Below are 23,484 nucleotides of genomic sequence, written 5' to 3' on the forward strand. Positions count from 1 at the left end.
CGACCGAACGACAACGCGAGGGAATGCTCCCATGATTCATGTACGCACCCGGATCGACCGTCCGTCCGTCGATGTGGTGGCCGCGCTCGGCCGCTTCTCCGCCGCGACCATCCACGAGGCGCAGGGCCGCAAGGGCGCGCTGGCGCACCGGCTCAAGCCCGTGGACCCGGCCATGTCCTTCTGCGGGCCGGCGTTCACGGTCCAGGCGCAGGCGGGCGACAACATCATGGTCCAGGTCGCCATCTCCTACGCCCGGCCCGGTGACGTCGTGATCGTCGCGGGGTCGGAGTTCGAACAGGCGGGCTCCTTCGGGGACGTGCTGGCCACCGCCTGCCAGAGCAAGGGACTGGCCGCCTTCGTCACCGACTCCGGCGTGCGCGACAGCGCGGACCTGCGCAGGCTCGGCTTCCCCGTCTTCTCCGGTTCCATCTGTATCGAGGGGACGGTCAAGGAGACCCTCGGCCAGGTGAACCGTCCGGTCTCCGTCGGCGGACAGATCGTCCGGCCCGGCGACATCCTGCGCGGCGACGCCGACGGTGTCGTCGTGATCGACCCGCAGGAGGCCGAGGAGGTCGTCCGGCTCTGCCAGGAACGCGAGGACCACGAGGCGGAGATCAGAGAACAGCACCGGCGCGGCGACCGGACGCTGATCGAGGTGCACGGACTCACCGAGAAACTCAGGGCCAAGGGCCTGGTCGTCGAGGAGTGAGTGAGCCCGTGAACAGGCCCGGCGTCGCCGTGCTCGGCCTCGGCCCGATGGGCGCCCCGGTGGCCCGGCACATCGCCCGCGCGGGCTTCCCGCTCCAGGTGTGGAACCGGACCCGCGCCAAGGCGGACGAGTTCGGGCACCGGGCCGTCGCCGAACCCGGAGCACTGCGCGCGAGCATCGTGCTGTCGGTCCTGCCGGACATCGACCAGCTCGGGGAGATCGCACCCGAGCCGGTGGTACGCCGCTGGGCCGCACAGGGCACCGCGCACGTGGCCGTGCTGAGCACCACGTCCCCCGGCAAGGTGCGCGATCTCGCCGGCCGGCTCGGCCGGCACGGCCTGGCCGTGCTCGACGCGCCGATGAGCGGCGGTGACGCCGGCGCCCGCGCCGGCACGCTGAGCCTGATGGTGGGCGCCGACCCGGAGGCGTACCGGACCGTGGAACCGGTGCTGAGGTCCTTCGCCGGCACGGTCGAGCACATGGGCCCACCCGGCGCGGGCAGCGCCGCCAAACTGTGCAACCAGGTGATCGTCGCCGGCACCCTGGTGGCTGTGGCCGAAGCCCTCGACCTGGGCCGCCGGGCAGGTCTGCCGGGTGAGCAGTTGGTCCGCGTGCTCCGCGGCGGCCTCGCCGCGGGCGCCGTCCTCGACGCCAAGGCGGCGAAGATCCTGGACCGCGACTACCGCCTCGGCGGCAGCGGCGCCAACCAGGTCAAGGACCTCCGGTACGCGACCGCGCTCGCCGACACCCTCGGCGCCGGCCTGCCGCAGACCCGGCGCACCCGCGCCCTCTTCGAGGAGGTGCTGCGCCGGGGCCTCGGGGACCTGGACCACTCGGCTGTGTTCGAGGTCGTCTCGGCGCACGAAGAGACCGGCGAGGAGTGATCCGCGCCCGGCTGTTCCACTGCCGGGCCCGCTCGGGATACGTTCACCCGCAACGATCAGGGAGGAGTGCGATGGACACCCGCAGGCTCGGTTACTTCGTCAGGGTCGTCGACGTCGGCAACATCACCCGGGCCGCGGACTCGCTGCACATCACCCAGTCGGCGCTCAGCCAGCACATCTCCGCGCTGGAGAGCGACTTCAAGTCCCGTCTGCTGGAGCGCACCGGCCGGGGTGTCCAGGTCACGGCGTCCGGTCGCTCCCTGTACCGCTACGCGCAGGGCATCCTGCGCCTTGAGACGGCCGCGCGGATCGATCTGCGCGCCGGCAACGACACCCCGGCGGGGCTGGTGACCGTCGGCCTGGCCTCGTACAGCATGGCGCCGGGTCTGGCCGTACCGCTGCTGCGGGCGGTGCGGGAGCGGTACCCGAACATCCATCTGCAGCTGATCCAGAACCTGACGGTGGTGATGAGCCAGGCGGTGCTGCTCGGCCAGGTGGACATGGCGCTCATATACGACCCCGGCTATGTGAAGGGTGTCGTGTTCGACCATGTGCTGGAGGAGGAGTTCCACCTGGTCACCAGCGCCCGTATGCCGCGCCTGACCAGCCGCGGGGACACGGTCACCCTGAAGGAGGCGAGCCGTCTCGACTTCATCATGCCGAACGAGCTGCACACCGTCCGGCGCATCACCGACGCCGCCTTCCACGCCGCGAGACTGCACTGCTCCGTCGTCGCCGAGGTCGAGCCGGACACGGTGCTGCGGGACGCGGTGGTCAACGGACTCGGCGTCACGGTGCTGCCGCTCACGGCCGCCCGAGCGCACTTCGCCCCCGAGGAGGTGCGCATCTACCGCTTCGCCGACGCCCGGTTGTGCACCGCGATGTCCCTGTGCACTCCCGAGGTGCAGCCGCTCTCGCACGCCGCCGCCCTCGTGGCCGACCTGCTGCGCACGCTGCTGCTCGACCCGTCGGTCTCGGACCGCAGATCGGCGTGAGCGTACGGCGTCAGCCCGCGCGCCGCTCGAATGCGAGGCCACCGGGCACCTGGAAGGTCGGCAGAATTTCGATGTGCCCGATATTGACGTGCCGGGGCGATCCGACGGCGAACTCGATGGCGTCGGCGATGTCCTCCGGCTTGAGTGATTCGTAGCCGTCGTAGTACCGCCGCCGCGCCTCTTCCATATCCCCGAGCAGTCGGCCGAAAATTTCCGTCTCGACGCGGCCAGGGCATATTTCGGTCACGCGCACCCGCCGGCCGAAACCGTCCACGCGAAGCTGCCGGGAGATCGTGTGCACCGCCGCTTTGGTGGCGTGGTAAATGGTGTTGCCGCCGAAGTTGTAGACGCCGGCGATGGAGCTGATGTTGACGATGTGGCCGAGGTCGCGCTCCACCATGCCGGGCATGAGCAGACGCAGCAGGTGCAGGACCGCACGGACGTTCACGGCCACCTGTTCGTCCACGGCCCACTCGTCGGCCGTGAGGATGTTGCCGGGGCGTGACACTCCGGCGTTGTTGACGAGTACGTCGATCTCCAGGCCGCCCACCGCTTCGGTCAGCGAGTCGGTGTCGGTGATGTCGACGGCGTGCGCGGCACAGCCGGTCCTGGCGGCCAGGTCCGCCAGGCGGTCGGCGTCGCGGGCGACCGCGTGCACCTCAAGGCCACACCGGGCGAGACGTTCCACGACGACGGCCCCGATGCCCGTGGAGGCGCCGGTCACCAGGGCGGTCCGGTAGTCGGAAAAAGGCATGCCGTTGATCCCCTCACTTTCGGAATACCGTGAGGAACATAAGCGTGCGGGTGCGGTCGCGGCAATATGCGGCAGCCCTTAATGCGCGACCCAGCGGAATTCCAGATGGCGTCAGAAGAAGTTTTTATTTGCCCTCGGCCGAGTTCCCTGGCTAGCGTGCTCGGAAAATCGTGCAGCGTGACTGGGAGTCGAATATGAGTATGCGTGTTCTCGTCACCCGGGACGGGCTTCCGGGCCGGGGTGTGGAACGGCTCGGCGCCGTCGCGGAGCCGGTGTTCCACACGGGCGACGGCAAGCCGGAACCGGCGGAACTCGCCGCCCTCGCCGCGGGGGCCGACGCGGTTCTGGCCCTGGGCAACGACCTGGTGGACGCCGCCCTGCTGGACGCCGCCGGTCCGTCCCTGCGGGTGGTGGCGCTGGCCAGCATGGGGTACGACAACGTCGATGCCGCCGCGGCGGCCGAGCGGGGTGTGGTGGTGACCCATACGCCGGGGGTGCTGGCCGAGACCACCGCCGACCTGGCCTTCGCCCTGATCCTCGCCGCCCGGCGCCGGCTGGGTGCCGCGAGCGCCGATCTGGCCCGGGGCGGCTGGGACGTGTTCCGGATGCACGACTACCTCGGCCTCGACGTGCACGGCGCCACCCTCGGTCTGATCGGCTACGGGCAGATCGGCCGCGCGGTCGCCCGGCGGGCACAGGGCTTCGGCATGCGCGTCGTCCACCACGACCCGTATGCCAGGGTCGACGACGCCCTGTCCGCCGCGACGGACCTGCGCTCCCTGCTGGCGCAGTCCGACATCGTGTCGCTGCACGTCCCCCTCACGGACGCGACCCGCCATCTGATCTCCGTGCGGGAACTCGCCCTCATGAAGCCGACCGCCACCCTGATCAGCACCGCCCGGGGCGGGGTCGTGGACGAGGACGGCCTGCTGCACGCCGTACGGGAGGGGCGGCTGCACTCCGCGGGGCTCGACGTCCACGAACGCGAGCCGATGGGCACGGACGTCTCCCCGCTGGCCGCGGAGGAGAACGTCGTCATGCTTCCGCACATCGGTTCGGCCACCCACGCCACCCGCGCCGCGATGGTCGACCTGGCGGTGGACAACATCCTCGACGTCCTCGCGGACCGCCCGGCGCGCACGGCCCTGCCGGGCACCTCCGCCGTCCCCGGCCGCCCCGCCCGCGCCACCGGAACGCCCGCATGAGCCACCCCGTGTTCGGCATCGCCGGCCGGACCGCCCTGGTCACTAACGGGTGGGCCCGATCGACGTGCTGGTCAACAACACCGGCGCCCACTCACCAAGGGCATGTGTGCCGGCCTCGGACCATACGTGGACGGCGGGATGCTCTCGATGCTCTGACACCCGCGAGGCCGGCGGGGCCGGCGCTGACGGGTTCTCCGGTCACGCGCCGGCCGGGTGGACGGTCAGCAGGTCGTCCAGTTCGATGCGGGTGAGGAATGCGCGGCGGATCCGGTCGGCGACGTCCGACACCTCTTCGGAGCCGTCGTCGGCCGGGTCGATGTGCACCCGGTAGGGGCGCTCGCCCGCGGGCAGCGCCACGATGCGGGCGATCTCGTCGGAGACCAGGGACGCCTCGGCACCCGCGGGTGCCAGGGCCGCGAGCTTCTGGGACACCTGCTCCATCAGGCCCGCGTACCTGGTCTCGTACTCCGCCTCGACAGCGGTGTCGGCCGGGTGGCCGGAGTGCGCGAAGTGGTTGGTGCCGCTGGTGAAGGAGCCGGGGACGACGATCGACGTCTCCACGCCCCAGCGGGCCAGTTCGCCGGCGTAGCTGACGGCGAGGGAGTCCATCGCGGCCTTGGCCGCGAAGTACGGGCCGAGGTAGGGCGGGGTGCCGCCCTTGACGCTGGAGCTGGACACCCAGACGACCAGTCCCCGGCCGGCCTCGCGCAGATGAGGCAGGGCCGCGCGGTTGACGCGCTGGGTGGACAGCACGTTGATGTCGAAGAGCTGGGCGAGCTGCTGCGGGGTGAACGCCTCGGCAGGGCCGGTGACCTTGTGACCGGCGTTGTGGACGAGGACGTCGATCCGGCCGTGCTCCTCGATCAGTTGGTTGACCGCGGCGTCGACGGAGTCCTGGAAATTGACGTCGAGTTCGACGGCACGCAGGTCGACACCGTGTTCCTCGGCGTAGTCGAGGGCGGCCCGCACCTGCGGAGCGTTGCGGCCGGTGGTCTCGCGCATGCCGGCGTAGACGGTGTTGCCGGTGCGGGCGAGGGCGCGGGCGGTGAGGGCGCCGAAACCGCTGGAAGCGCCGGTGATGAGGACGATGTTGCTCATGAGGTCTCCGTGGGTGTCGGGCGGGCGGTGCGCCGGGATCAGGCGATGCCGCCGTTGGCGAAGAGGATCTGACCGTTGATCCAGCGCGCGGGTCCGGCGAGGAAGGCCACGGCCTCGGCGATGTCCTCCGGGGTGCCGATCCGCTCCAGCGGGGCCGCCTTGGCGAGGTTGTCGAGGGCCGCCTCGTCCTTGCCCTCCAGGAACAGCGGGGTCGCGGTGGGGCCCGGGGCGACGGCGTTGACGGTGATGTCCTTGCCGCGCATCTCTCGGGCCAGGACGAGGGTCATCGCCTCGACCGCGCCCTTGCTGGCCGCGTAGGCGCCGTAGGTGGGGAACTGGAGGCGGGTGACCGAGGTGGAGAAGTTGATGATCGCTCCGCCGCGGCGGATCCGCCGGGCCGCCTGCTGGGAGACGACGAAGGTGCCGCGGATGTTGGTGCGGTGCATGCGGTCGAGGTCGTCGAGGTTCAGCGTGGCGATCGGCGCCAGGAGCATGATGCCCGCCGTGTTGACGAGCACGTCGATCCCGCCGAACTCCGCCTCGGTGGCGTCGAAGGCCGCGGCCATGGCCGCCTCGTCGGCCACGTCACCGCCCACGGCGATGGCCTTGCCGCCCGCCGCCCTGATGGCCTCGACCGTCTCGTCGGCCTTGGCCTTGTTGCCCGCGTAGTGCACGGCGACGGCGAACCCGTCCCGGACGAGACGATCCGTGACGGCCCGTCCGATGCCTCCGGTGGCGCCCGTGATCAGTGCTACGCGAGTGGTGGTGTCCGTCATGATGACCAGTCCTTCGATGAGATGCCGTGTACCGGATCAGCGGTGCCCGCGGGTTACGGCGGTATCACCGATCCCCTCTGGGCGTGAGCAACGATAACACGAGCCCGGATCGCCGACAACGCAAACTTGTGAGCGCCGATAACAGGGCGGGTCATAGGAGCCGCTGAGCCTGGTCGACGGTGTGGCGATCAGCGGTGCGGTCCACGAGCTGCGGCCGGGGCCGTTCTCACGTGGCACGGTGCGGGATGTCTTGCTCCGTCCAGATGCATTTGCCGTCGCGCAGATAGCGGGCGCCCCAGCGTCTGGAGAGGGCGGAGACGAGTTGCAGGCCGCGGCCGCCCTCATCGGTGTAGGCGGCGTGCCGGATGCGCGGGGTACTGAGGCTGCCGTCGTAGACCTCGCAGGTCAGGGAGCGGCTGTTCAGCAGGCGCAGACGGATGGGGCCCTCGGCGTGCCGGATCACGTTGCCGATCAGCTCGCTGGCGAGCAGTTCGGTGGTGATCGTCAGTTCGTCCAGGCCCCAGGCGTCCAGTCGTTCGCGGACGAATGCGCGGGCCTGGCCGGCTGCGCGGGGATCCTCCGGAAGGACGCAAGTGGCGACGTCACCGGCGTTCATGGCCCGCGTGCGGGCGATCAGCAGCACCGCGTCGTCCATCGTCTGGCCGTGCTGGGGCAGCAGGGCCGAGACCACCGTGTCGCACAGGTGTTTTTCAGACGACCCAGGCCGGAATCCCCGGACTTTAGGCCAGGGAGCACGTCAATCAATGGACCATGACTCCACACGCCGTAGCAGATGGAGGATGTTTTCCCTGAGTACCAGGATGTACCGTCTTTTCCTATTTCACGTACCTGGGATCCGGCCTTGAACCCGTGCACGATCGCATCGGCCTGGGACGGTGGCCTTCTTCAACGGTTCAGAGGGTGACCACGATCTTTCCGTGGACGTGGCGTTCCGCTTGCAGCCGTACGGCTTCGTGGATCTGCTCGATGGGGAAGGTGGCGGCGATCGGCATGGTGATCTCGCCGGCGGCGATGGCGTCGGCGATCCGCTTCAGGTCCTCGGGCCGCGCGTTGAAGCCGCCGGTCGGGCGCACACCCCCGGGCGGGTTGGGGCCGGCGGCGATCGTGGAGATCCTCTCCGCGGGAACGCCGAGCGCGAGCGCCGCCTCGGCCGTCTCCGTGCCGAAGAGGTCGGTCGCCGCGCTCACACCGTCGGGGGCGATCGCGCGCACCCGGTCCGCGAGGCCGGGACCGTAGGTGACGGGTTCGACCCCGAGCCGCCGGAGGAAGTCGAAGGTTCCTTCGGCCGCGGTTCCGATCACCCGCGCACCGGCCAGCCTGGCGAGCTGGACGGCGAGCACGCCGACACCCCCGGCGGCTCCCCCGATCAGGACGGTGTCGCCGGCCTTCACACCGATCGCCGTGAGCGCCGCCGAGGCGGTCAGTCCCGCCACCGAGAGCGTGCCTGCGACCTCGTCAACGATCCCGTCCGGCGTGTGCAGGATCGAGTCCGTCGCGGGATCGACGACCGTGAAGTCGGCGGCGGCCCCGCTCAGCGCGCCGCCGTAGACACGGTCGCCCACGGCGAAGCCGGAGACGCCCGCACCGACCTCGTCCACGACGCCGGCGAAGTCGGTGCCGAAGCCGGACGGAAGGGTGATGCCGAACTGCTCCGCCACCGCGGGCATCGAGGTGAGGATCCAGTCCATGGGATTGAGGCCGACGGCGGTCACCCGCACCCGGACCTCGCCCGCCTTCGCGTGCGGTTCCGGGACCTCGCGCAGTTCCAGTACCTCGGGACCGCCGAACGTCTCGTGCACAACGGCTCGGCTCATAGTGTGCCTCCACAGCCAGTGATGGGACTTGGTCCTATCACTGTACATGGTGATGGGACCAAGTCCCGTAAGCTGTGCTCATGGCCCGCTGGGAACCCAACGCATCACAACGACTCGCCGACGCCGCCCTCGAACTCTTCGCGGAGCGCGGGTACGAGAACACGACCGTGCTCGACATCGCGAAACGCGCCGGACTCACCAAGAGCACCTTCTTCCGGCACTTCCAGGACAAACGAGGAGTGCTCTTCGGCGAGGACGCGCTGATCGAGCCACTCGCCGCGGCGATCGCCGCGACGCCCGCCGGAGCCACCCCGCTCGAAGCGATGGCACACGGCTTCGACGCGCTCGGACGCCACGTCTTCACACCCGATCGCCGCGCGTTCACCGTCCGCAGACGGGAGGTGATCGACGCCCATCCCGACCTCAGGGAACGCGAGGCCCTGAAGAGCATGAGTCTCACCGCCGCACTGACGGCGGCCATGGAGCGCCGCGGCGCACCCGCACTCCTCGCCGCGGTGAGCGCGCAACTGGGCGCACTGACCCTGAAGACGGCCTACGAACGGTGGAGCGACCCCGGCAACACGGATGAGTTCAGCGATATCGCCCGGCAAACCCTCAGCGAAGTGCAAGCCGCCGTCTCGGCCGTGCACAGAGGTACCCGCGGGCCCAGGTGACTCGCAACCGGTGCCGGTGCTCCTGCCGCAGTTCGGCGACAGCCTGCGGCGAGGGTTTTCCTCCGCCAGGTCTACGCCGCCGGCGCCTTCGGCTCGGGGCAGGTGTGACCGTCGGCCTCATCGGTTCCACAGCCCGCTGCGACACACTGGGCGACGCGTCGCGGACGCGCACCAGCCGGCACCGCGCTATTCCGCGCCGCGCGTCGACAGCCGCTGTGTGATCCGGTCGAACAGTTCCGTCAGCGGCTCGCCGATGTCCCGGCCGAACTCGGTCAGCCCGTAGGTGACCTGGGGCGGCGTCGTCGGCTCGACCTCCCGCCAGACCAGGCCGTCCTGGACCAGCGCGCGCAGGGTCTGGGCGAGCATCTTCTCACTGATGCCGTGGATGCTCTCGCGCAGTTCGAAGAACCGGAGGTCATTGCTGCGCAAGGAGATCAGCACCCAGATGCCCCATCTGCTGGTCACATGGTCGACCACATCGCGCGCAACACAGTCGGTGTGAAACACGTCATACCGCTTCCCCGACTCGACCTGTCTGCGCTGCACGCCTCCCGTCATGCCATGACCTTACCCCAAGGTATGTCCTTACCAAAAGTTAGCCCCCGCTCCTAGCGTGAAGGCCACAGAGGACATCCGACAAGGAGCTGATCATGATCGTGGTGACCGGGGCCACCGGGAACATCGGCCGGCCGCTGACGCGGGCGCTGACCGAGGCGGGCCGGCAGGTGACGGCGGTGTCACGGCACACCGCGGCGGTGCCGGACGGCGCGCGCCACGTGGTGGCCGACCTGGCCGAGCCGGCCGGCCTCAGGCCCGCGCTGGACGGGGCGAAGGCGCTGTTCCTGCTGCTGTCCGGCGATCTGCACGCCACGGGCGCCAGTCCTGCCGACATCATCGGCGAGGCCGTGGCCAGCGGGGTCCGCCGGGTCGTCCTGCTCTCCACGCTGGGCGTGGTGACCAGGCCCTTCGGCCCCACACGGATCGCGATGCGCGCGCTGGAGGACACGCTGCGGGAGTCCGGCCTTGAGTGGGCCGTCCTGCGGCCGGGCGGCTTCGCCTCCAACGCCCTGTGGTGGGCCGAGTCCGTCCGCACACAACAGCTCGTCGCCGCGCCCTTCGGCGACGTCGGGGTGCCGATCATCGACCCGGCGGACATCGCCGCGGTCGCGGCGGCCTGCCTGCTGGAAGACCGGCACACCGGCGGCGTGTACGAGCTGACCGGACCGGAGGTGATCACTCCGCGCCAGCAGACGGAGGCCATCGCCGCCGCGCTGGGCTCGCCGGTGAGGTTCCACGAGCTCTCCCGCGACGAGGCCAAGGCCGCCATGACCCAGAGCATGCCGGCGGAACTCGCCGACGACACTCTGGACATCCTCGGTTCCCCGAACCTGGCCGAACTGCGCGTCAGCCCGGACGTCCAGCGGGTCCTCGGCCGCGCGCCACGCCCCTTCGCCGACTGGGCCGCCCGCAACGTCGCCGCGTTCCGCTGAGACCGGCCGGCGCCGCCACCGCAGTGAATGACCGCGCGGCCAACCGGAGTTGGCTCCACGAGCCCTGGAACATTCGATCAGCCCTGGGCCTGTCGGCCTTCGGGCTCAGTCGTTCCACTGTTTGCGTGCGAACGCGGCCGATCCGGTCACCAGGGTGTTGGGCGGAACGTCCTTCGTGACGACGGCTCCGGCGCCGACCACGGCACCGCGTCCGATCGTGACACCGGGAAGGACCGTCACTGCCGCGCCGAGCCATGCGTCGGCTTCGATGGTGATGGCTGCCCGGGTGATGAATTCGCTTCGCTCGGAGGCCGGGAGGGGGTGGTCGGACGAGATGAGATTGGTCTTCGGACCGATCAGGACGCCGTCGCCCAGGTGGATGCCGCCCTGGTCCAGGAAGGTGCAGCCCTGGTTGACGAAGACGTGCTTGCCGAAGTCGATGCCGAGCCCGTGGTCGGTGTAGAAGGGCGGATAGACGGTGACGGAGTCGGGGACCGGCTTGCCGACGATCTCGGACAGCAGGGCCGCGCGGGCGGCCTTGTCGTCGAAGGGCAGGACGTTGAGCCGTGACGTCAGCGTGGTCACGTGCTCGATCCGCTCGGCCACCCGCGCGAACTCGGGAGTACGGACGTAGAGACGGTCTTGATCAGGCATCAGGCTTCCTCAGGAGGGGCGTTCGGACCGTAGCCGTCGGATGACACCCGTCGGACACGGCGATCAACCGGAGGCTGACCGGAGCCATCAAAGCGATGCGAGCACGCCCGGATCAAACAACGATCAGGACAGTCAGGACCAACACTTGGTTGTCCGCACAGGCTGCGTGCCACGCGGCTTCCACAAGGCCCTTGCCATGTTTCGCCCGCTTGGTCGACCTGATCGTCATGGGAACGAACTCCGGGACTCCTAGGGGTGATTCCTCTTCTGCGGATGGAGAGGTCCTCAGGCATGGAAAGGGTTGCAGAACATGACATGTGTCCGCTCGCATCGGCCGCTGACCTTCGTGCTGGCCGCGGGTGCTGCTGCAGGAGTGCTCGGGTTGCTGGGAGCCCCGCACGCCGTTGCCGCAGAAGCGACTGCTGACCTGTCCATCACCAAGGTCGGACCGGCCCCTGCTCCGGATGGGAGGTACAACTACCAGATCGCCGTCAAGAACAACGGGCCTGACACGTCCTCCGGCTGGACCGTTCGTGACATCATGGGGGCCACGCCTTCCCCGGGGCCCCGAACGACATCAGGTCCTCCGACCCGCGCTGCGCCGTCGTCGACGGTCCCCTTCACGCGGGTATCCCTCAACGGTACCTGGAATGCAAGGGCGGTCCGCTGGCCGCAGGCTCCAGCACCGTCATCGAAGTCACCTCCGCGGACGCGCGCGTCAATTATGCGACCGTCACGGGGAACGAGCCCGACAGCAACCCTGACAACAACGGAGCCGCATCCGTGCCCATCGGGGACTCCCCGCTGGTCGATCCCGCGGTCGGCGCGGCCGCCGCGGCTGCCGTTCTCACGGCCGGGACCACCGTCTCTTTCATCCGCCGTCGCAAGATGTGTGCGTAGCTCACCTTTGCCGCGCTGTGCTCCAGGCCAGCTGAGCTGACGGTGCCGGCCGGTCTCCCTCAGGACCGTCACCTTGAAATGGACGGTGGTGGGGACAAGTGCCCCCGGTAACGAGGCCGGTACCGGGGGCACTTGTGGGGGGTGGCGTCGACTCCGGTGTCGAGGACGGCGACCTTCACGCCCTTGCCGTCGTATCCGCTCTTCCACACCTCGGGCGCGCCGATCTGCGGTACCGAGTCGGCCAGTTCGACCCGCACCTTGGCGTCGAGCCAGATCTTCCCGATGTGCGCGGCCTTGCGTTCGCCCGCCGTGTCACTGGCCCGCCAGAACGACGCGGCCTGCCGCTTGGTTGCCGGGCAGACGCGGCTCCAGGACACGGCGGCGGATGCCGCTGGTCGTCTTCACGGGAGCGACCAGCCGAAGCGCCCAGGACCGCCTGCCGAGCGGAGCGGTTACGTCGCCGATGCGGGCGGTTCGGTCAGTGAGGCGATGCACGTAGTGAGCAGGCGCCGCATCTGATCTTGTTCGCCGGCATCCAGACTGGCCAGCATGTTCTGCTCGACGCGGCGAACCGCGGCGCTGGCCGTCTCAAGCTGGCGGCGCCCGCGGTCGGTCAGCTCGGTGGGCAGGGCCCTGCCCACGGGGGCGCGTGCCGGGCGGATGACGAGTCCCTGGCGTTCGAGGGACTGCAGGAGCACATTCATCGACTGCCGGGTGACGAAGGCGCCGCGGGCAAGCTCGGAGTTCGACAGGCCCGGTCGCTGGGCAAGCAGCTCCAGGCAGGAGTAGTGGGTGATCGTCATGCCCAGCGGACTCAGCACGGCCTCCATGGCGGAGTGCAGAGCGCTCGCGGCCGCCTTCAGCATGTACCCCAGCGATGTGTCCAGCTCGATTCCGGGCTCACCTTGACTCATGTCAGTAGTCTGACATACGGTGAGGCGTGTCAGAAGGCTGACATGCTAGGAGGAGGAATCATGGCCGTCACCGGACCCGACTTCATTTCACTGCAGGTGCGCGACCTGGAGCGCTCTGCCGTTTTCTACGAGCAGTACCTGGGGCTGAAGCGCTCTGCCGCGGGACCGCCGCACGCTGTCGTGTTCGACACCAAGCCGATCGCGTTCGCCGTCCGCGACGTCGTCGCGGGCGGCGACCTGGACGCGATCGCACAGCCCGGCCAGGGGATGGCGCTGTGGCTGCACGCCCCCGACGCCCAGGACATCCACGACGCCCTCGCCGCCGCCGGCACGACGATCGTCTCAGCGCCCTTCGACGGACCGTTCGGCCGCACTTTCACCTTCGCGGACCCCGACGGCTACCACGTCACCCTCCACGACCGCGGCTGAGCCGGGCGGCCTGGTCCCCGGCGCGGCCGACGACGGCAGCCCGGCCGCGCACACGGCCGGGGCGAGCGCACGGCGCGATCGCCTCGAACGCGGCCCGTACCCGGCTCCCGTACGGTCGCAGGGCCGGCGCGAAGTATGTGCGCAAAGCCGCTCCGAGGGCGTGCATGGTCGCGGAGTTCGCCTCGGCCAGTGAGCGGATCCACACCCCGGAGCACCGGTCGTCGGCGAGATGGGCGAGATCGCGGCGGATCCTGCGGCGCGGAGCGGACAGCACGGTGTCGATCCCGGCTTCCAGTTCACCATCGGCCCAGCCCCCTTGTCCGCCGGCAAGGGCAGGACTTAATGCTGCTTCGCGAGCCAGTCGGTGAACCGGGTCTCGGCGATGTGCGCGCCCGGGCCCGGCAGGAGCGTGTCCTCCTGCAGTTCGGCTCCCCAGTACGTGGCGTTCGGGTCCGCGACGACACTGCGGGGGTCGTTCTTGGCGGCGAGCGCCGTGCGGATGAACTCGTCGAGTTGGAACGCCTCGGGTCCCCCGACCTCCACCACACCGCCCACCGGGGTGCCGACCGCGGCGCGGCCGACGGCCGCCGCGACATCGCCGGAGAACATGGGCTGGATCTTCGCGGCAGGCAGGCGCACTGTGTCGCCCTCGGTGACACCGTCGGCGAGGCCCTTCGCGAACTCGAAGAACTGGGTTGCGTGAACGATGGTGTACGGCACGCCGGACGCCTTGATCAGCTCCTCCTGGGCCTGCTTGGCGCGGAAGTAGCCGCTCCCCTGAAGTCGCTCGGTGCCCACCACGGACAGGGCCACGTGGTGCGTCACGCCGGCCTCCGCCTCTGCCTTGAGCACATTGGTCGTGGAGGTGCGGAAGAACTCCATGACGGCCTCGTCATCGAACGAGGGCGAGTTGGACACGTCCACGACGACCGACGCACCCTGAAGGACCTCGGCCAGGCCCTCACCCGTCAGAGTGTTGACGCCGGTGTTGGGAGCGGCCGCGACCGCCTCGTGCCCGTGTTCCTTGAGCTTGCCGACCAGCTGCGAGCCGATGAGCCCGGTTCCACCGATCACAACCACCTTCATAACGGATTCCTCTCGGGAGTACGGGCGCGGCATGCGTTCTGCTGTCAGTTGCTCGCCGGCACCCAAATGAATTCGGTCTGCACCAGAAGAGACAGGACAGCGGCTCTGCTTGTGACAACAGGCGAGGCGGCTCATTCGGCGAACGTGCGGGACGTCGCAGCCGCCCACGGTCAGTGGCCCGCCGGGCGAGACGGGTCGTGGCGTCGCTGGCGAAGGGTGTGGGACGGCGGGTGTCACGTTCCGCGCGCCGTCGCCGCGCCGCGCCATCGTGCCCAGACCCGACCCGGTGCGGGCCGGGCGGCCGTCCCCGACCGGGTCAGCTCGGCCGGCAGGCTGGCCCCGGGGACCTCGGCCTCCGCGGTCAGCAGTCTGCACAGCGCGCAACCGGCCAGATGGGCGTGGACTTCGGCCATCTGGCCGTCCGTCAGTTCGTAGCGCACATACGAGGCGGCCGTCAGATACGACAGGTGATCTCCCCGACCCTCCACCGGCCCGGTGCGGTGCAGCCCCCGCCACAGATACGCGTCGACCAGGGCGTCCTGGCCGGCCCGCAGCAGCCGGGGCGCATGCCGCCCGGCCGGTTCGCCTTCGACGCCGACCGCCCACAGCACGTCCGCGTGGTGCGAGGGGAGCGAGGCCAGGACGTCGTACGCGAGAAGGGTCTCCTCGACGTGCCGCCCGCCGCCCACGGCCGTACGGCGCAGCACATGATCGCTGGCAGCCAGTCTGACCCCGATCCTCACCTCCCGCTGGAAGTCGAAGGTCCTCTCGTCCCGGGTGGTCTGCTGCAACGCGTGGACCGCCCGCCGGCAGGCGTGGAAGAACACGTCCTCCATCGCGTCCTTCTCGGTGGGCCCGAGGTAGCGTCTGACGATCCTCGCGGCCGGCCGCATCGCCCGCGCGCACAGCCGGTGAACGGCGCCGCATTCGCCGAGTCGGGCGCGGTGGACCAGGTCGGCCGTCTCGGGCGCGAGCGCGGGCAGCACCGGGGCCCCCGTGGTCAGGGTGTGCGCGAACGGGTCCCGGCCGAGGCGCAGCAGCCGGACGGTGTCGGGTCCGGCGGTGGCCGGGGCCGGGGCCGCCGGTGTCCTGCCCCGGGTGGTGGCCCAGCCGAGCCCGCCGCGCCGGCCGTTCCGGGCCTCGCTGCTGACGGACTTCCTGGGCTCGGTCATCGGCTCCTCGTCCTCCCGTGCGGCGCATCCCGTCCTCCGGAAAGCCGGAGGCTTCGGAAGTCCTGAGACACGGCGGCCGAAGACATGACGCGAACGGCTCCACGTGGGCGCGTCATGACGGCGGCGCTGGGCGCTCTGGTCTAGGCAGCCCCCTTCGACCGTCCCCCGGAGGGGGCGTCAGCACGGGGGCGATCAGCACGCAGGTGCGCGACGAGACGGCAGGAAAGGAAGACCGTGACCATCAGCGATCCGGAGACCATCGTGCGAACGGCCCATGGGCGCGTTTTCAAGCCCAGCGGCAGGCAGATCCAGGTCCTGTCGGGTATCGCACGCGGCCACACGAATGCCGAAATCGCCAACCATCTCCATGTCGCCTGGCCCACGGTGCAGCGGCACGTCTCCCGGCTTGGCAAGGGCCTCGGCACCAACGAGCGTGCCGAGATGGTCGCCATGGGGTACGAACGCGGCTGGCTGACGAACCTCTCGCCCGAACCCCGCGAGTCGATCGTCCTCAGTGACCGCTGCCAGGAGGTACTGCGGCACATCGCCGCGGGCAAGAGCAACGAGGAGATCGCCGGTGAGCTGTATGTGACGGTGAACACCGTCAAGACCCACATCCGCCGCATTCTCGGCATCCTGCAGGCCCGCCGCCGGGCCCATGCCGTGGCACTCGCCTACCAGCACGGCTACCTGCGCATCCGCGGTGAGCGGGGCCTCCACGTCATGGTCCGGACCGGCGGTGTACCCCTGCGCTGACGGCGGCGGACTACCGGGACGGCAGGCAGCCGGGACGGAGAGCGGCCGGGACGGCGGGGGCGCTCACCGAAGTGCCGCCCGCCTCCCGGGAGTCGGCCGACGAGCCGGTCACGCGGTCCTGCCGCATGTGTCACGGTGCCGGCAGGTCGCATCGTGCTCCGCGCCGGCGGTGGCCGCCCACGCGGTGCAGCACCAGCCGGCGAGGGCTACGGCGGCCACGGCAGCACTGGCGTCGGCGCAGTCGCGGTGGGCCCGCAGGGCCTCCCGGCGCCGGGCGTTCGCGAGGTCACCCTCACGGATGACGGCGACCAGGACGAAGCAGGAGCCGGCGACGAACGCGGCGCATGCCCAGGGTGCGTGGTTGCGGGCGGACTGCGCGGCGCACCAGGCGAGCCACCCGAACAGCGCGCCGTACGCGGCGTGCAGGAAGCCGGAGAGGCGGCTCACGGCTGCTCCCCTGCGTCCGCGGAACTCGACCGGCGTCTGCGGTCGGCGGGTGCGGGGCGGGGCTGTCATGCGGTTCCTCCGGTGTGCGAGGCGGGCGAGGACGACGAGGGCACCGGCCGCACCGCAGCGCACCAAGGGGCAGGCCGCGCCGATGACGGTGGCGATCACGCTGTCTCCTGGTGGTCGGGCGGCCGGGTGCGCCGCTCGGTCACCCACCTGAGACACGAGTCGGCCGGTCATGACGCGGGCAGACGGCGGGAGTTGGTGACACCCATGGAGCAAAACGTCTCCGCCGCCGTTGTGTCACGCTGTGGCGGCGGACACGTGGGGCACCGGACCCGCCGGGGCCACCCGGTGGCGGGAAGGCCGCGGCCCTCGATTCCGGGCTCACCGCGTTCGCCTGGCTCACCGCGTTCGTCTGAGCAGGCCAGGCGAAGGCCCTTGCGGTCCGGCAGCGCCCCGAAGGGGCGCGAGGAACTGCGCGACCAGCCACGACGGTGCCGCGGACAACCGACGGCACTGCGCGGCACATCCGGCAGAGCGCTCAGTGGTGCCGGGCCGGCCGGACAGCGGTGGCGGGTGGTGCAGACCTCACTCGTCCGTCCTGGTCGCGCCAGGGGTGGCGGCGGCACGGCGGCGTGTGCGGGGTGCGGCGGAGCGGGGCGGCTGGGTGCGCATGTGGTCGCGTACGCGGGTCATGATGTCGCCGAGGCGGTGCAGGTCGTCGTCGGTCAGGGGGTCGAACAGCAGGCGGCGGGCGAGCTGGATGTGGCCGGGGAGGACGCGCTGGATGAGGGCGAGGCCGTCGTCGGTGAGGGTGACGGCGGTCGCGCGGTCGTCGTCGGGGTCGGGGCCACGGCTGATCAGGCCGGCCTTCTCCAGCAGTCCCGCCTGGTAGGTCAGGCCGCTGCGGCTGTAGACGACGCCGTCCGCCAGCTGGGTCATGGTCAGCGGGCCCGCGGCGTCGGCGAGGCGGGCCAGTAGTTCGAACTGCACATAGCTGATGCCGCCCTCGTCGCGCAGCTGCTGTTCGAGCCGGTACTGGAGCAGGCTGACGGACTCCAGCAGCACGAAGTAGGTGGTCAGCTGCGCGGGGTCGAGCGGCTGGACACCGTCGGCGTCGGGGCGGATCTCGGGCATCCGCTCAGCATATGTGCTGCGAATTCAAAGCACTACCGCCGGTCATCCGTGACGAGCGTCACAGCCACGGTCGGGTATTGCTTCGCATTCGAAGCAAGTTAGGGTCATTGTGCTTCGAGTTCGAAGCAACTGACTCTCGACGACAGAGGAGTGATCATGAAGGCGGTGCGTTTCCACGCGTACGGCGACAGCGACGTCCTGGTGTACGAGGACGCCGACCGTCCGACGGCGGGCGCGGGCCAGGTGGTGGTGCGGGTGGCCGGCACCGCGTTCAGCCCCGTGGACGCCACGATCCGCGCGGGCTTCCTGCGCGAGGTGTTCCCGCTGACCTTCCCGCACATCCCGGGCTTCGACGTCGCCGGGGTGATCACGGAGGTCGGCGCGGGGGTCGGCGGCTGGGAGGCCGGCGACGCGGTGGTGGCCTTCCTGCCGATGAACCGGCCCGGAGCGGCCGCCGAGTACGCCGTGGTACCGGCCGAGGCGCTGGCCGCCGCGCCGAAGAGCGTCGATCTGGCCGACGCCGCGGCACTGCCGTCGACAGGACTGACCGCCTGGCAGTCGCTGTTCGAGCACGCCGGTCTCAAGTCCGGGCAGAGCCTCCTGGTCAACGGCGCGGGCGGGGCGGTCGGCGGCTATGCCGTCCAGCTCGCCCGGCAGGCCGGTGCCACCATCACCGCCACCGCCGGCCCGCGCAGCGCCGACCGCGTGCGCGCCTACGGCGCCGACCGGATCATCGACCACACCACGACCCCGCTGCTTGAGGCGGTGGCCGGACAGCGGTTCGACGCGGTGCTGAACCTCGCGCCCACCAGCCCGGAGGAGACCGCGGCCCTCGTCGAACCGGTCGCAGACGGCGGGGCGTTCGTCAGCACGACCACCCCCGGTCCCGAGGACGCCGGCCGCGGTGTGCGCACGGTGCGGGTCTTCGTCCGCAGCGACGCCGCCCAACTCGCCGAACTGGTCGCCCGGGTGGACGCCGGCGACCTGGAGATCCACGTCGCCGAGCGGCGCCCCCTGACCGATCTTGCCGCCGTCCACGACGACGCCGCCGCCGGACGGCTGCCCGGCAAGACCGTCCTGATCCCCTGACCTCGCACGACAACCGTCCCGATTCCCCGGCCCGCACGACACCGACCCCGCCCGGCCGGCACCGGGCGGGGCCGCCGACCTGTCCGGGCTCCCCGCGGCCTTCATCGATGTCGGCTCCGCCGAGGTCTTCCGGGACGAGGACGTGGCGTACGCCTCCCGTCTGTGGGCCGCCGGCGTCCAGGCCGAACTGCACGTGTGGGCGGGCGGCTTCCATATCTTCGACGGCGCCGCTCCCGCCGCCGCCCTCTCCCGGGCCGCCCTCGCCGCCCGCAATGCCTGGGTGCGTCGCACGCTCGCCGGCTGACGGAGAGGACAGGGCAGATGGGCGGGGCCGCTGCACGCGGCGGCCGCAGTGCCACCGGCCCGGAGAAACCGCGGACTGTCGGTGGATCAGCCCTGTACCGTGGGTAACATCTGGTTGCGGTTGGCCTCGGCGACGAGCACACACACCGCGTATGCCCGACCAACCGGAGGTGCGGCGATGGCGATCTGTACCGAAACGCAGGACGACGAGGACACCGGCAAGCGCGGTTTGTGCTCCTGGTGCAGGCGGCTCGCCGACGACCTGCGGCTGATCCACGCCGTGGAGGCGGGCTCCGGCCCGTGCGCGGGCGGCGCCCGGTTCGCCTGCCCTGCGTGCCGCGCGGCCCACCGGCTGCTCCCGCTCGCCGAGCGGCCATGACCGCGCGGCACGAGCCGCCGCCCGTCGCCTCGCTGACCTACGCCCAGTACTCGGGGTGGGCCTGCTGCTGGTGCGGCAAGAGCCTGCTCAAGGTGACCGGTGCCGTGTCCGCCGGCGTGGCGCGCGGCCAGGACGGCGCCCATGTCCTCGACAACGAGGTCTACGCCTGCCCCGACTGCGCGCACCCTGCGCGCGACGTCCCCCGGCACTCCCCCACCCCGTCCTGAGCGGGCCCGGTCCGAACACCGGGACGGCGCCGTCCGGTCCGAAAACAGGGGACGGCGCCGCCTCCCGGGGACGGGGAGACGGCGCCGCTGTGCGCTTCCGCGGACGTCCTCGGACGTCAGACCAGCCAGCCGATGAAGTGGATGAGGCCGGCGAGGACGTCGGTGAGAAGGTTCATGTCGTGCTGCTCCTAGCGGTGTAGCTGTCGTGTGGGACCTGTGCGTCAGCTACGGTCTGCAGCCCGTCGCTCGCACACCGTTAGTTTGGTTCGGTCACGGGCGCCTCGTCGACCACATGGGTGACGATCACCTGTTCCAGGGAACAACTGCTCCCCTGTTCGGATCGCATACCGGCCACAGCCCGGACCGCGGCGCGCGGCGACTGCGCAGGTCAGCTGCGACTGACGCCGCCGATCGCCGTCCGAAGCTCGTTCTCCTCCGCAAGCAGCGGCGGGAGCGGGGTCGCGCCGGCGGGGTCGAGCGCGTCGAAGAGCAGGGCGATGAAGCGTGCGCGGGTGGAGTGCGTGGTGCCGGGCAGCGCGAGGCCGGCGATGCCCATGACGAGAAAGCGCGGGATGTCGTCCGCGGTGAGGTCGGCACGTACCTCGCCCTCCTCCTGCGCGCGAAGCAGCAGGGGGTGCAGGGAGGCGCTGAACCGCTGCAGGGCGTCCACGGCGACGTCGGCGAAGTTACCGGCGAAGGCGACCAGTCCGCGCTCCTCGGTGATCAGGTCGAGCAGCCGGGTGGCGATGTTCAGAAGGGACTGGCGCGGATGACCGAGTGCCGCCTCGTCGGTGATCAGCGGGAGGAGGTCGGTCTCAAGGATGTCGTCGAGGACGGCCCGCACCAGGGCCTCCCGGTTGGGGAAGTGCCGGTAGAGCGTGGCGATCCCCACGCCCGCCTCGGCGGCGATCTGCTCCAAGGAGCCGCCGCCCGCGCCGAGCACGGTGCGTCCTGCGATGACGATGCGCTCCACGCTGGACCGGGCGTCGACCCGGCGGGGCCGGGGTGTGCGGGATGCGGCTTTTGGCACCTCTGACTCCTCTCGTTGTGAGCGCAGGCTACCCGCCCCGCTAATTGATAGTCTCCTATCGGTTCGATAGTACCCTCTCACTTCCGGGGTCGAGCCGCCCACCGGGCGGCGCCCCGAGCGAGTGAGGAGACAGATGTGTCTGTGCTGCTGTACCGGCTGGGGCGCTTCGCCTACGCCAGGCCCTGGTACGTCATCGCCGGCTGGCTGGCGGCGGTGTCCGCCGTGGTGGGCCTGCTCGCGGCCCATCCCGTCAAGCTGAGCAACGAGGTACGCATCGACGGCACCCCCGCGCAGAACGTCATCGACGATCTGGCGAAGTCCCTGCCCGACGCGTCCGGCGGGCAGGGCATGCTGGTTTTCCGCGCACCGAGCGGGGCCCGGGTCGACGGGGGCGACGGCCGCACCGCCCTCGTCGCCGCGGTGGACGCGGTCTACCGTCACGACCACGTCATCGACCCGCGCACGGCCCTCGCCGCGGAACTGGCCAAGAAGGAGAGAAGTCCCCTGCTCCAGGCCCAGGCCGCGGTGTCCGGAGGCGCCGGGCGGCCCGGAGGCGGGGCGCCGGCTCCCCTTCAGGACAACGGCCGACCGGTGCCTGGGGTCGTCGTCTCGGCGGACGGGTCCACCGCCCTGATGCAGTTCCAGTTCGACGAGCAGACCTATGAGCTGCCCTCGGGAACGATCGACAGCACCGTCCAGGCCGCCGAGCGACAGGCCGAACGCGGCCGCCTCGACGTCCTGCCGTCGGCGTCGATGATGGAGATGCCCGAGATCGTCGGCGTCGGCGAGATCGTCGGCGTCGTGGTGGCTGCCATCGCCTTGCTGGTCACCCTGGGATCGGTCGTGGCGGCGGGCCTGCCCCTGGTGATCGCCCTGGTCGGCGTCACCGTGGGCGTGGGCGGCGCCTTCACCCTCTCCACCGTCTTCGAGATCCACTCGCTCACCGCCGTACTGGCCCTGATGCTGGGACTCGCCGTCGGTATCGACTACGCGCTGTTCATCGTCAACCGGCAGCGGCGGCTGATCCTGGACGACGGCCTCGACGCGCACGAGGCGGCCGGCCGCGCCATCGGCACCGCGGGCAGCGCGGTCCTCTTCGCCGGCAGTACCGTCGTGATCGCCCTGACGGGCCTCCTGGTGGTCGGTATCACCCTGCTCAGCACCATGGCCCTGGTCGCCGCGGCCACGATCGCCGTCGTCGTCCTGCTCGCCCTGACCCTGCTGCCGGCCCTCCTGGGCCTGGTCAAGGAACGCGTCTGCTCCGCCAAGGCCCGCCGCACGGCGCGGCAGCGGACCGCCGCCGCGCACCCGCGGGCAACCCGCTGGGGATCACGTCTGGTCCGGCACAAGCGCTCCGCCCTCGCGGCCGCAACGCTGATCCCCCTGGTTCTGGCGCTGCCTGCCGTCAGCATGAAGCTCGGCCTGCCGTCCGGCGCCAGCTACAACCCCGACACCGCGCAGCGCCAGAGCTACGAAGCGGTCGATGACGCCTTCGGCCCCGGCTACAACGGACCCCTGATGGTCGTCGCCCGTGCCGCCACGGGCGAGGGGCCGCTGACGCCCGCCGCCCTCGCCTCGACCGCCGCCGACCTGAGGGACACCAAGGGCGTCGCATCGGTTTCCCTGGCCGGTCTGAACACCTCCGGCACCACGGCCGTACTCAGTCTCGTGCCGGACGACGGACCGAACGACGACGGCACCAAAGCCCTCGTCGGCTCCGTGCGGGACACCGGCCGGCAGTTGAGCCAGAAGTACGGCGTCGCCATCGGCGTCACCGGTTTCACCGCCCTGGCGATCGACGTGTCGGACCGGCTCGCCGACGTCCTGCCCCTCTACGTCGCCACGGTCCTCGGGCTCTCGCTGGTCGTCCTGCTCCTGGTCTTCCGCTCCGTCGTCGTTCCGGTGATGGCCACCGCCGGTTTCCTGCTCAGCATCGCCGCCACCTTCGGCATCACCACGGCCGTCTTCCAATGGGGCTGGATGCAGGGCCTGTTCGGACTGGAGGCGACCGCGCCGGTGGTGAGCCTGCTGCCCATCATCGTCACCGGTGTGCTCTACGGACTGGCCATGGACTATCAGATGTTCCTGGTCACCTCCATGCGCGAGGCCCGCATGCACGGGGCCGGCCCGCTCGACGCGACCGTCTCGGGTTTCGCCCGGGCGAGCGCCGTTGTCGTCGCGGCGGCGACGATCATGGTCTCGGTCTTCGCCGGGTTCGTCTTCAACGCCCAACCCATGATCAAGCAGGCCGGGTTCGCCCTGGCGGCCGGCATCGTCATCGACGCGTTCGTCATCCGCATGACGTTCGTTCCGGCCACCATGGCACTGGCGGGCGAAAGAGCCTGGTGGATTCCCGCGTGGCTGGACCGCCTGCTGCCCGATCTCGATGTCGAGGGCGACAAGCTCGCGCAGCGCATCCCGCTGCCCGCCACGGCCGCCTCCCAGCAGCCCGCCGCGGCGCGGAAGGCCGACGTCAACGGCTGACCCGTACCGGCTCGTTCCCGCGCCCGCGCTAGGGTCACAATGGACGAGCACAGA

The 23,484-nt window shown here is 70.7% G+C and carries 27 protein-coding genes and 2 pseudogenes; 14 read left to right on the forward strand and 15 right to left on the reverse strand.

The genetic code is table 11. The features are described 5' to 3' along the window. Positions 1–31 precede the first annotated feature (31 nt). From ACIRFL_RS23730 to ACIRFL_RS23740, 3 genes are all read left to right on the forward strand, one after another. Entirely contained in the window at positions 32–709 is a 678-nt protein-coding gene (locus tag ACIRFL_RS23730; RefSeq protein ID WP_404031678.1) for a 4-carboxy-4-hydroxy-2-oxoadipate aldolase/oxaloacetate decarboxylase, read from the forward strand. 8 nt (positions 710–717) lie between these two features. Further along, on the forward strand, positions 718–1,593 hold the full coding sequence (locus ACIRFL_RS23735) for an NAD(P)-dependent oxidoreductase (RefSeq protein ID WP_404031681.1): 876 nt from the start codon (positions 718–720) through the stop codon (positions 1,591–1,593). A 71-nt stretch (positions 1,594–1,664) separates the two neighbouring features. Further along, positions 1,665–2,588 carry a LysR substrate-binding domain-containing protein gene (locus ACIRFL_RS23740; protein ID WP_388717119.1) on the forward strand — a complete coding sequence of 308 codons (924 nt, stop codon included), beginning with the start codon at positions 1,665–1,667 and terminating at the stop codon, positions 2,586–2,588. A gap of 10 nt (positions 2,589–2,598) precedes the next feature. Here the strand turns inward: ACIRFL_RS23740 and ACIRFL_RS23745 are convergent, their stop codons facing one another. Then, positions 2,599–3,342, reverse strand: a complete 744-nt coding sequence (locus tag ACIRFL_RS23745) for an SDR family oxidoreductase (protein ID WP_404031685.1) — start codon at positions 3,340–3,342, stop codon at positions 2,599–2,601. Positions 3,343–3,536: 194 nt separating this feature from the next. Between ACIRFL_RS23745 and ACIRFL_RS23750 the strand changes: the two genes are divergently transcribed. Continuing rightward, positions 3,537–4,547, forward strand: coding sequence for a 2-hydroxyacid dehydrogenase (locus ACIRFL_RS23750; protein ID WP_404031687.1), 1,011 nt, complete (start codon positions 3,537–3,539; stop codon positions 4,545–4,547). Between the two features lie 198 nt (positions 4,548–4,745). Here ACIRFL_RS23750 and ACIRFL_RS23755 read toward each other — a convergent pair whose 3' ends face one another. From ACIRFL_RS23755 to ACIRFL_RS23770, 4 genes and pseudogenes are all read right to left on the reverse strand, one after another. After that, complete coding sequence (locus tag ACIRFL_RS23755; RefSeq protein ID WP_404031690.1) at positions 4,746–5,645, reverse strand: SDR family oxidoreductase; 900 nt, start codon at positions 5,643–5,645, stop codon at positions 4,746–4,748. Between the two features lie 38 nt (positions 5,646–5,683). Then, on the reverse strand, positions 5,684–6,421 hold the full coding sequence (locus ACIRFL_RS23760; protein WP_404031692.1) for an SDR family oxidoreductase: 738 nt from the start codon (positions 6,419–6,421) through the stop codon (positions 5,684–5,686). Positions 6,422–6,647: 226 nt separating this feature from the next. Beyond that, positions 6,648–7,130: pseudogene (locus tag ACIRFL_RS23765) on the reverse strand (ATP-binding protein); the annotation flags it as partial. 205 nt (positions 7,131–7,335) lie between these two features. After that, complete coding sequence (locus tag ACIRFL_RS23770; RefSeq protein WP_404031695.1) at positions 7,336–8,256, reverse strand: NADP-dependent oxidoreductase; 921 nt, start codon at positions 8,254–8,256, stop codon at positions 7,336–7,338. Between the two features lie 80 nt (positions 8,257–8,336). On the opposite strand from ACIRFL_RS23770, the gene ACIRFL_RS23775 reads away from it, so the two are divergent. Next, on the forward strand, positions 8,337–8,930 hold the full coding sequence (locus ACIRFL_RS23775) for a helix-turn-helix domain-containing protein (RefSeq protein WP_404031698.1): 594 nt from the start codon (positions 8,337–8,339) through the stop codon (positions 8,928–8,930). Between the two features lie 186 nt (positions 8,931–9,116). On the opposite strand, the gene ACIRFL_RS23780 is transcribed toward ACIRFL_RS23775, so the two are convergent. Continuing rightward, the gene (locus ACIRFL_RS23780; protein WP_404031701.1) at positions 9,117–9,488 is read right to left on the reverse strand and encodes a winged helix-turn-helix transcriptional regulator; all 372 of its coding nucleotides are present in this window, start codon (positions 9,486–9,488) and stop codon (positions 9,117–9,119) included. A 92-nt stretch (positions 9,489–9,580) separates the two neighbouring features. Here ACIRFL_RS23780 and ACIRFL_RS23785 point away from each other — a divergent pair, with 92 nt between their 5' ends. Then, positions 9,581–10,420 (forward strand): SDR family oxidoreductase, encoded by an 840-nt coding sequence (locus tag ACIRFL_RS23785; RefSeq protein WP_404031704.1) that lies wholly within the window; start codon positions 9,581–9,583, stop codon positions 10,418–10,420. 105 nt (positions 10,421–10,525) lie between these two features. Here ACIRFL_RS23785 and ACIRFL_RS23790 read toward each other — a convergent pair whose 3' ends face one another. Continuing rightward, entirely contained in the window at positions 10,526–11,074 is a 549-nt protein-coding gene (locus ACIRFL_RS23790; protein WP_404031706.1) for a DapH/DapD/GlmU-related protein, read from the reverse strand. Positions 11,075–11,384: 310 nt separating this feature from the next. On the opposite strand from ACIRFL_RS23790, the gene ACIRFL_RS23795 reads away from it, so the two are divergent. Further along, complete coding sequence (locus ACIRFL_RS23795) at positions 11,385–12,014, forward strand: hypothetical protein (RefSeq protein ID WP_404031888.1); 630 nt, start codon at positions 11,385–11,387, stop codon at positions 12,012–12,014. A gap of 28 nt (positions 12,015–12,042) precedes the next feature. On the opposite strand, the gene ACIRFL_RS23800 is transcribed toward ACIRFL_RS23795, so the two are convergent. Further along, positions 12,043–12,351 carry a hypothetical protein gene (locus ACIRFL_RS23800; protein ID WP_404031709.1) on the reverse strand — a complete coding sequence of 103 codons (309 nt, stop codon included), beginning with the start codon at positions 12,349–12,351 and terminating at the stop codon, positions 12,043–12,045. A 75-nt stretch (positions 12,352–12,426) separates the two neighbouring features. Beyond that, positions 12,427–12,888 carry a MarR family winged helix-turn-helix transcriptional regulator gene (locus ACIRFL_RS23805; RefSeq protein WP_404031712.1) on the reverse strand — a complete coding sequence of 154 codons (462 nt, stop codon included), beginning with the start codon at positions 12,886–12,888 and terminating at the stop codon, positions 12,427–12,429. A gap of 60 nt (positions 12,889–12,948) precedes the next feature. On the opposite strand from ACIRFL_RS23805, the gene ACIRFL_RS23810 reads away from it, so the two are divergent. Next, positions 12,949–13,317 carry a VOC family protein gene (locus tag ACIRFL_RS23810; protein WP_404031715.1) on the forward strand — a complete coding sequence of 123 codons (369 nt, stop codon included), beginning with the start codon at positions 12,949–12,951 and terminating at the stop codon, positions 13,315–13,317. Here the strand turns inward: ACIRFL_RS23810 and ACIRFL_RS23815 are convergent. The 3 genes from ACIRFL_RS23815 to ACIRFL_RS23825 form a co-directional block, all read right to left on the reverse strand. Next, entirely contained in the window at positions 13,295–13,591 is a 297-nt protein-coding gene (locus ACIRFL_RS23815) for a hypothetical protein (RefSeq protein ID WP_404031718.1), read from the reverse strand. The genes ACIRFL_RS23810 and ACIRFL_RS23815 overlap by 23 nt on opposite strands. A 65-nt stretch (positions 13,592–13,656) precedes the next feature. Continuing rightward, on the reverse strand, positions 13,657–14,403 hold the full coding sequence (locus ACIRFL_RS23820) for an SDR family oxidoreductase (RefSeq protein WP_404031720.1): 747 nt from the start codon (positions 14,401–14,403) through the stop codon (positions 13,657–13,659). A 233-nt stretch (positions 14,404–14,636) separates the two neighbouring features. Next, positions 14,637–15,575 carry a hypothetical protein gene (locus tag ACIRFL_RS23825; protein ID WP_404031723.1) on the reverse strand — a complete coding sequence of 313 codons (939 nt, stop codon included), beginning with the start codon at positions 15,573–15,575 and terminating at the stop codon, positions 14,637–14,639. 234 nt (positions 15,576–15,809) lie between these two features. Between ACIRFL_RS23825 and ACIRFL_RS23830 the strand changes: the two genes are divergently transcribed. Beyond that, a complete protein-coding gene (locus tag ACIRFL_RS23830) occupies positions 15,810–16,331 on the forward strand; it encodes a response regulator transcription factor (RefSeq protein ID WP_404031726.1) in 522 nt (173 codons plus the stop codon). Positions 16,332–16,439: 108 nt separating this feature from the next. On the opposite strand, the gene ACIRFL_RS23835 is transcribed toward ACIRFL_RS23830, so the two are convergent. Together ACIRFL_RS23835 and ACIRFL_RS23840 are read right to left on the reverse strand one after the other, a co-directional pair. Continuing rightward, a complete protein-coding gene (locus tag ACIRFL_RS23835) occupies positions 16,440–16,946 on the reverse strand; it encodes a hypothetical protein (RefSeq protein ID WP_404031729.1) in 507 nt (168 codons plus the stop codon). A 423-nt stretch (positions 16,947–17,369) separates the two neighbouring features. Next, positions 17,370–17,918: a MarR family winged helix-turn-helix transcriptional regulator gene (locus ACIRFL_RS23840; protein WP_404031732.1), complete on the reverse strand. Its 549-nt coding sequence runs from the start codon at positions 17,916–17,918 to the stop codon at positions 17,370–17,372. Between the two features lie 156 nt (positions 17,919–18,074). Here ACIRFL_RS23840 and ACIRFL_RS23845 point away from each other — a divergent pair, with 156 nt between their 5' ends. The 4 genes and pseudogenes from ACIRFL_RS23845 to ACIRFL_RS23860 all read left to right on the forward strand — a co-directional run bounded on the left by ACIRFL_RS23845 (position 18,075) and on the right by ACIRFL_RS23860 (position 19,916). Further along, positions 18,075–19,007: an NADP-dependent oxidoreductase gene (locus ACIRFL_RS23845; RefSeq protein WP_404031735.1), complete on the forward strand. Its 933-nt coding sequence runs from the start codon at positions 18,075–18,077 to the stop codon at positions 19,005–19,007. 46 nt (positions 19,008–19,053) lie between these two features. Continuing rightward, positions 19,054–19,311 (forward strand): annotated as a pseudogene (locus ACIRFL_RS23850) (alpha/beta hydrolase); the annotation flags it as partial. Between the two features lie 177 nt (positions 19,312–19,488). Next, entirely contained in the window at positions 19,489–19,689 is a 201-nt protein-coding gene (locus tag ACIRFL_RS23855; RefSeq protein ID WP_404031738.1) for a hypothetical protein, read from the forward strand. Further along, complete coding sequence (locus ACIRFL_RS23860) at positions 19,686–19,916, forward strand: hypothetical protein (protein WP_404031741.1); 231 nt, start codon at positions 19,686–19,688, stop codon at positions 19,914–19,916. Before ACIRFL_RS23855 ends, ACIRFL_RS23860 begins: the two co-directional genes overlap by 4 nt. A 388-nt stretch (positions 19,917–20,304) precedes the next feature. On the opposite strand, the gene ACIRFL_RS23865 is transcribed toward ACIRFL_RS23860, so the two are convergent. Continuing rightward, positions 20,305–20,946, reverse strand: coding sequence for a TetR/AcrR family transcriptional regulator (locus tag ACIRFL_RS23865; protein WP_404031743.1), 642 nt, complete (start codon positions 20,944–20,946; stop codon positions 20,305–20,307). Between the two features lie 135 nt (positions 20,947–21,081). On the opposite strand from ACIRFL_RS23865, the gene ACIRFL_RS23870 reads away from it, so the two are divergent. Continuing rightward, the gene (locus tag ACIRFL_RS23870) at positions 21,082–23,430 is read left to right on the forward strand and encodes an MMPL family transporter (protein WP_404031746.1); all 2,349 of its coding nucleotides are present in this window, start codon (positions 21,082–21,084) and stop codon (positions 23,428–23,430) included. Positions 23,431–23,484: the final 54 nt, after the last annotated feature.

Origin of the sequence: Streptomyces sp. NPDC102462 (assembly GCF_044765425.1) — a bacterium.
GTDB lineage: Bacteria > Actinomycetota > Actinomycetes > Streptomycetales > Streptomycetaceae > Streptomyces.

Bases quoted from the DNA above. Each gene is read 5' to 3' on its own strand.
- ACIRFL_RS23730 (WP_404031678.1), top strand. From the start codon at position 32: ATGATTCATGTACGCACCCGGATCGACCGTCCGTCCGTCGATGTGGTG.
- ACIRFL_RS23740 (WP_388717119.1), top strand. From the start codon at position 1,665: ATGGACACCCGCAGGCTCGGTTACTTCGTCAGGGTCGTCGACGTCGGC.
- ACIRFL_RS23745 (WP_404031685.1), bottom strand. From the start codon at position 3,342: ATGCCTTTTTCCGACTACCGGACCGCCCTGGTGACCGGCGCCTCCACG.
- ACIRFL_RS23750 (WP_404031687.1), top strand. From the start codon at position 3,537: ATGAGTATGCGTGTTCTCGTCACCCGGGACGGGCTTCCGGGCCGGGGT.
- ACIRFL_RS23755 (WP_404031690.1), bottom strand. From the start codon at position 5,645: ATGAGCAACATCGTCCTCATCACCGGCGCTTCCAGCGGTTTCGGCGCC.
- ACIRFL_RS23760 (WP_404031692.1), bottom strand. From the start codon at position 6,421: ATGACGGACACCACCACTCGCGTAGCACTGATCACGGGCGCCACCGGA.
- ACIRFL_RS23770 (WP_404031695.1), bottom strand. From the start codon at position 8,256: ATGAGCCGAGCCGTTGTGCACGAGACGTTCGGCGGTCCCGAGGTACTG.
- ACIRFL_RS23775 (WP_404031698.1), top strand. From the start codon at position 8,337: ATGGCCCGCTGGGAACCCAACGCATCACAACGACTCGCCGACGCCGCC.
- ACIRFL_RS23780 (WP_404031701.1), bottom strand. From the start codon at position 9,488: ATGACGGGAGGCGTGCAGCGCAGACAGGTCGAGTCGGGGAAGCGGTAT.
- ACIRFL_RS23785 (WP_404031704.1), top strand. From the start codon at position 9,581: ATGATCGTGGTGACCGGGGCCACCGGGAACATCGGCCGGCCGCTGACG.
- ACIRFL_RS23790 (WP_404031706.1), bottom strand. From the start codon at position 11,074: ATGCCTGATCAAGACCGTCTCTACGTCCGTACTCCCGAGTTCGCGCGG.
- ACIRFL_RS23795 (WP_404031888.1), top strand. From the start codon at position 11,385: ATGACATGTGTCCGCTCGCATCGGCCGCTGACCTTCGTGCTGGCCGCG.
- ACIRFL_RS23805 (WP_404031712.1), bottom strand. From the start codon at position 12,888: ATGAGTCAAGGTGAGCCCGGAATCGAGCTGGACACATCGCTGGGGTAC.
- ACIRFL_RS23810 (WP_404031715.1), top strand. From the start codon at position 12,949: ATGGCCGTCACCGGACCCGACTTCATTTCACTGCAGGTGCGCGACCTG.
- ACIRFL_RS23820 (WP_404031720.1), bottom strand. From the start codon at position 14,403: ATGAAGGTGGTTGTGATCGGTGGAACCGGGCTCATCGGCTCGCAGCTG.
- ACIRFL_RS23825 (WP_404031723.1), bottom strand. From the start codon at position 15,575: ATGACCGAGCCCAGGAAGTCCGTCAGCAGCGAGGCCCGGAACGGCCGG.
- ACIRFL_RS23840 (WP_404031732.1), bottom strand. From the start codon at position 17,918: ATGCCCGAGATCCGCCCCGACGCCGACGGTGTCCAGCCGCTCGACCCC.
- ACIRFL_RS23845 (WP_404031735.1), top strand. From the start codon at position 18,075: ATGAAGGCGGTGCGTTTCCACGCGTACGGCGACAGCGACGTCCTGGTG.
- ACIRFL_RS23855 (WP_404031738.1), top strand. From the start codon at position 19,489: ATGGCGATCTGTACCGAAACGCAGGACGACGAGGACACCGGCAAGCGC.
- ACIRFL_RS23860 (WP_404031741.1), top strand. From the start codon at position 19,686: ATGACCGCGCGGCACGAGCCGCCGCCCGTCGCCTCGCTGACCTACGCC.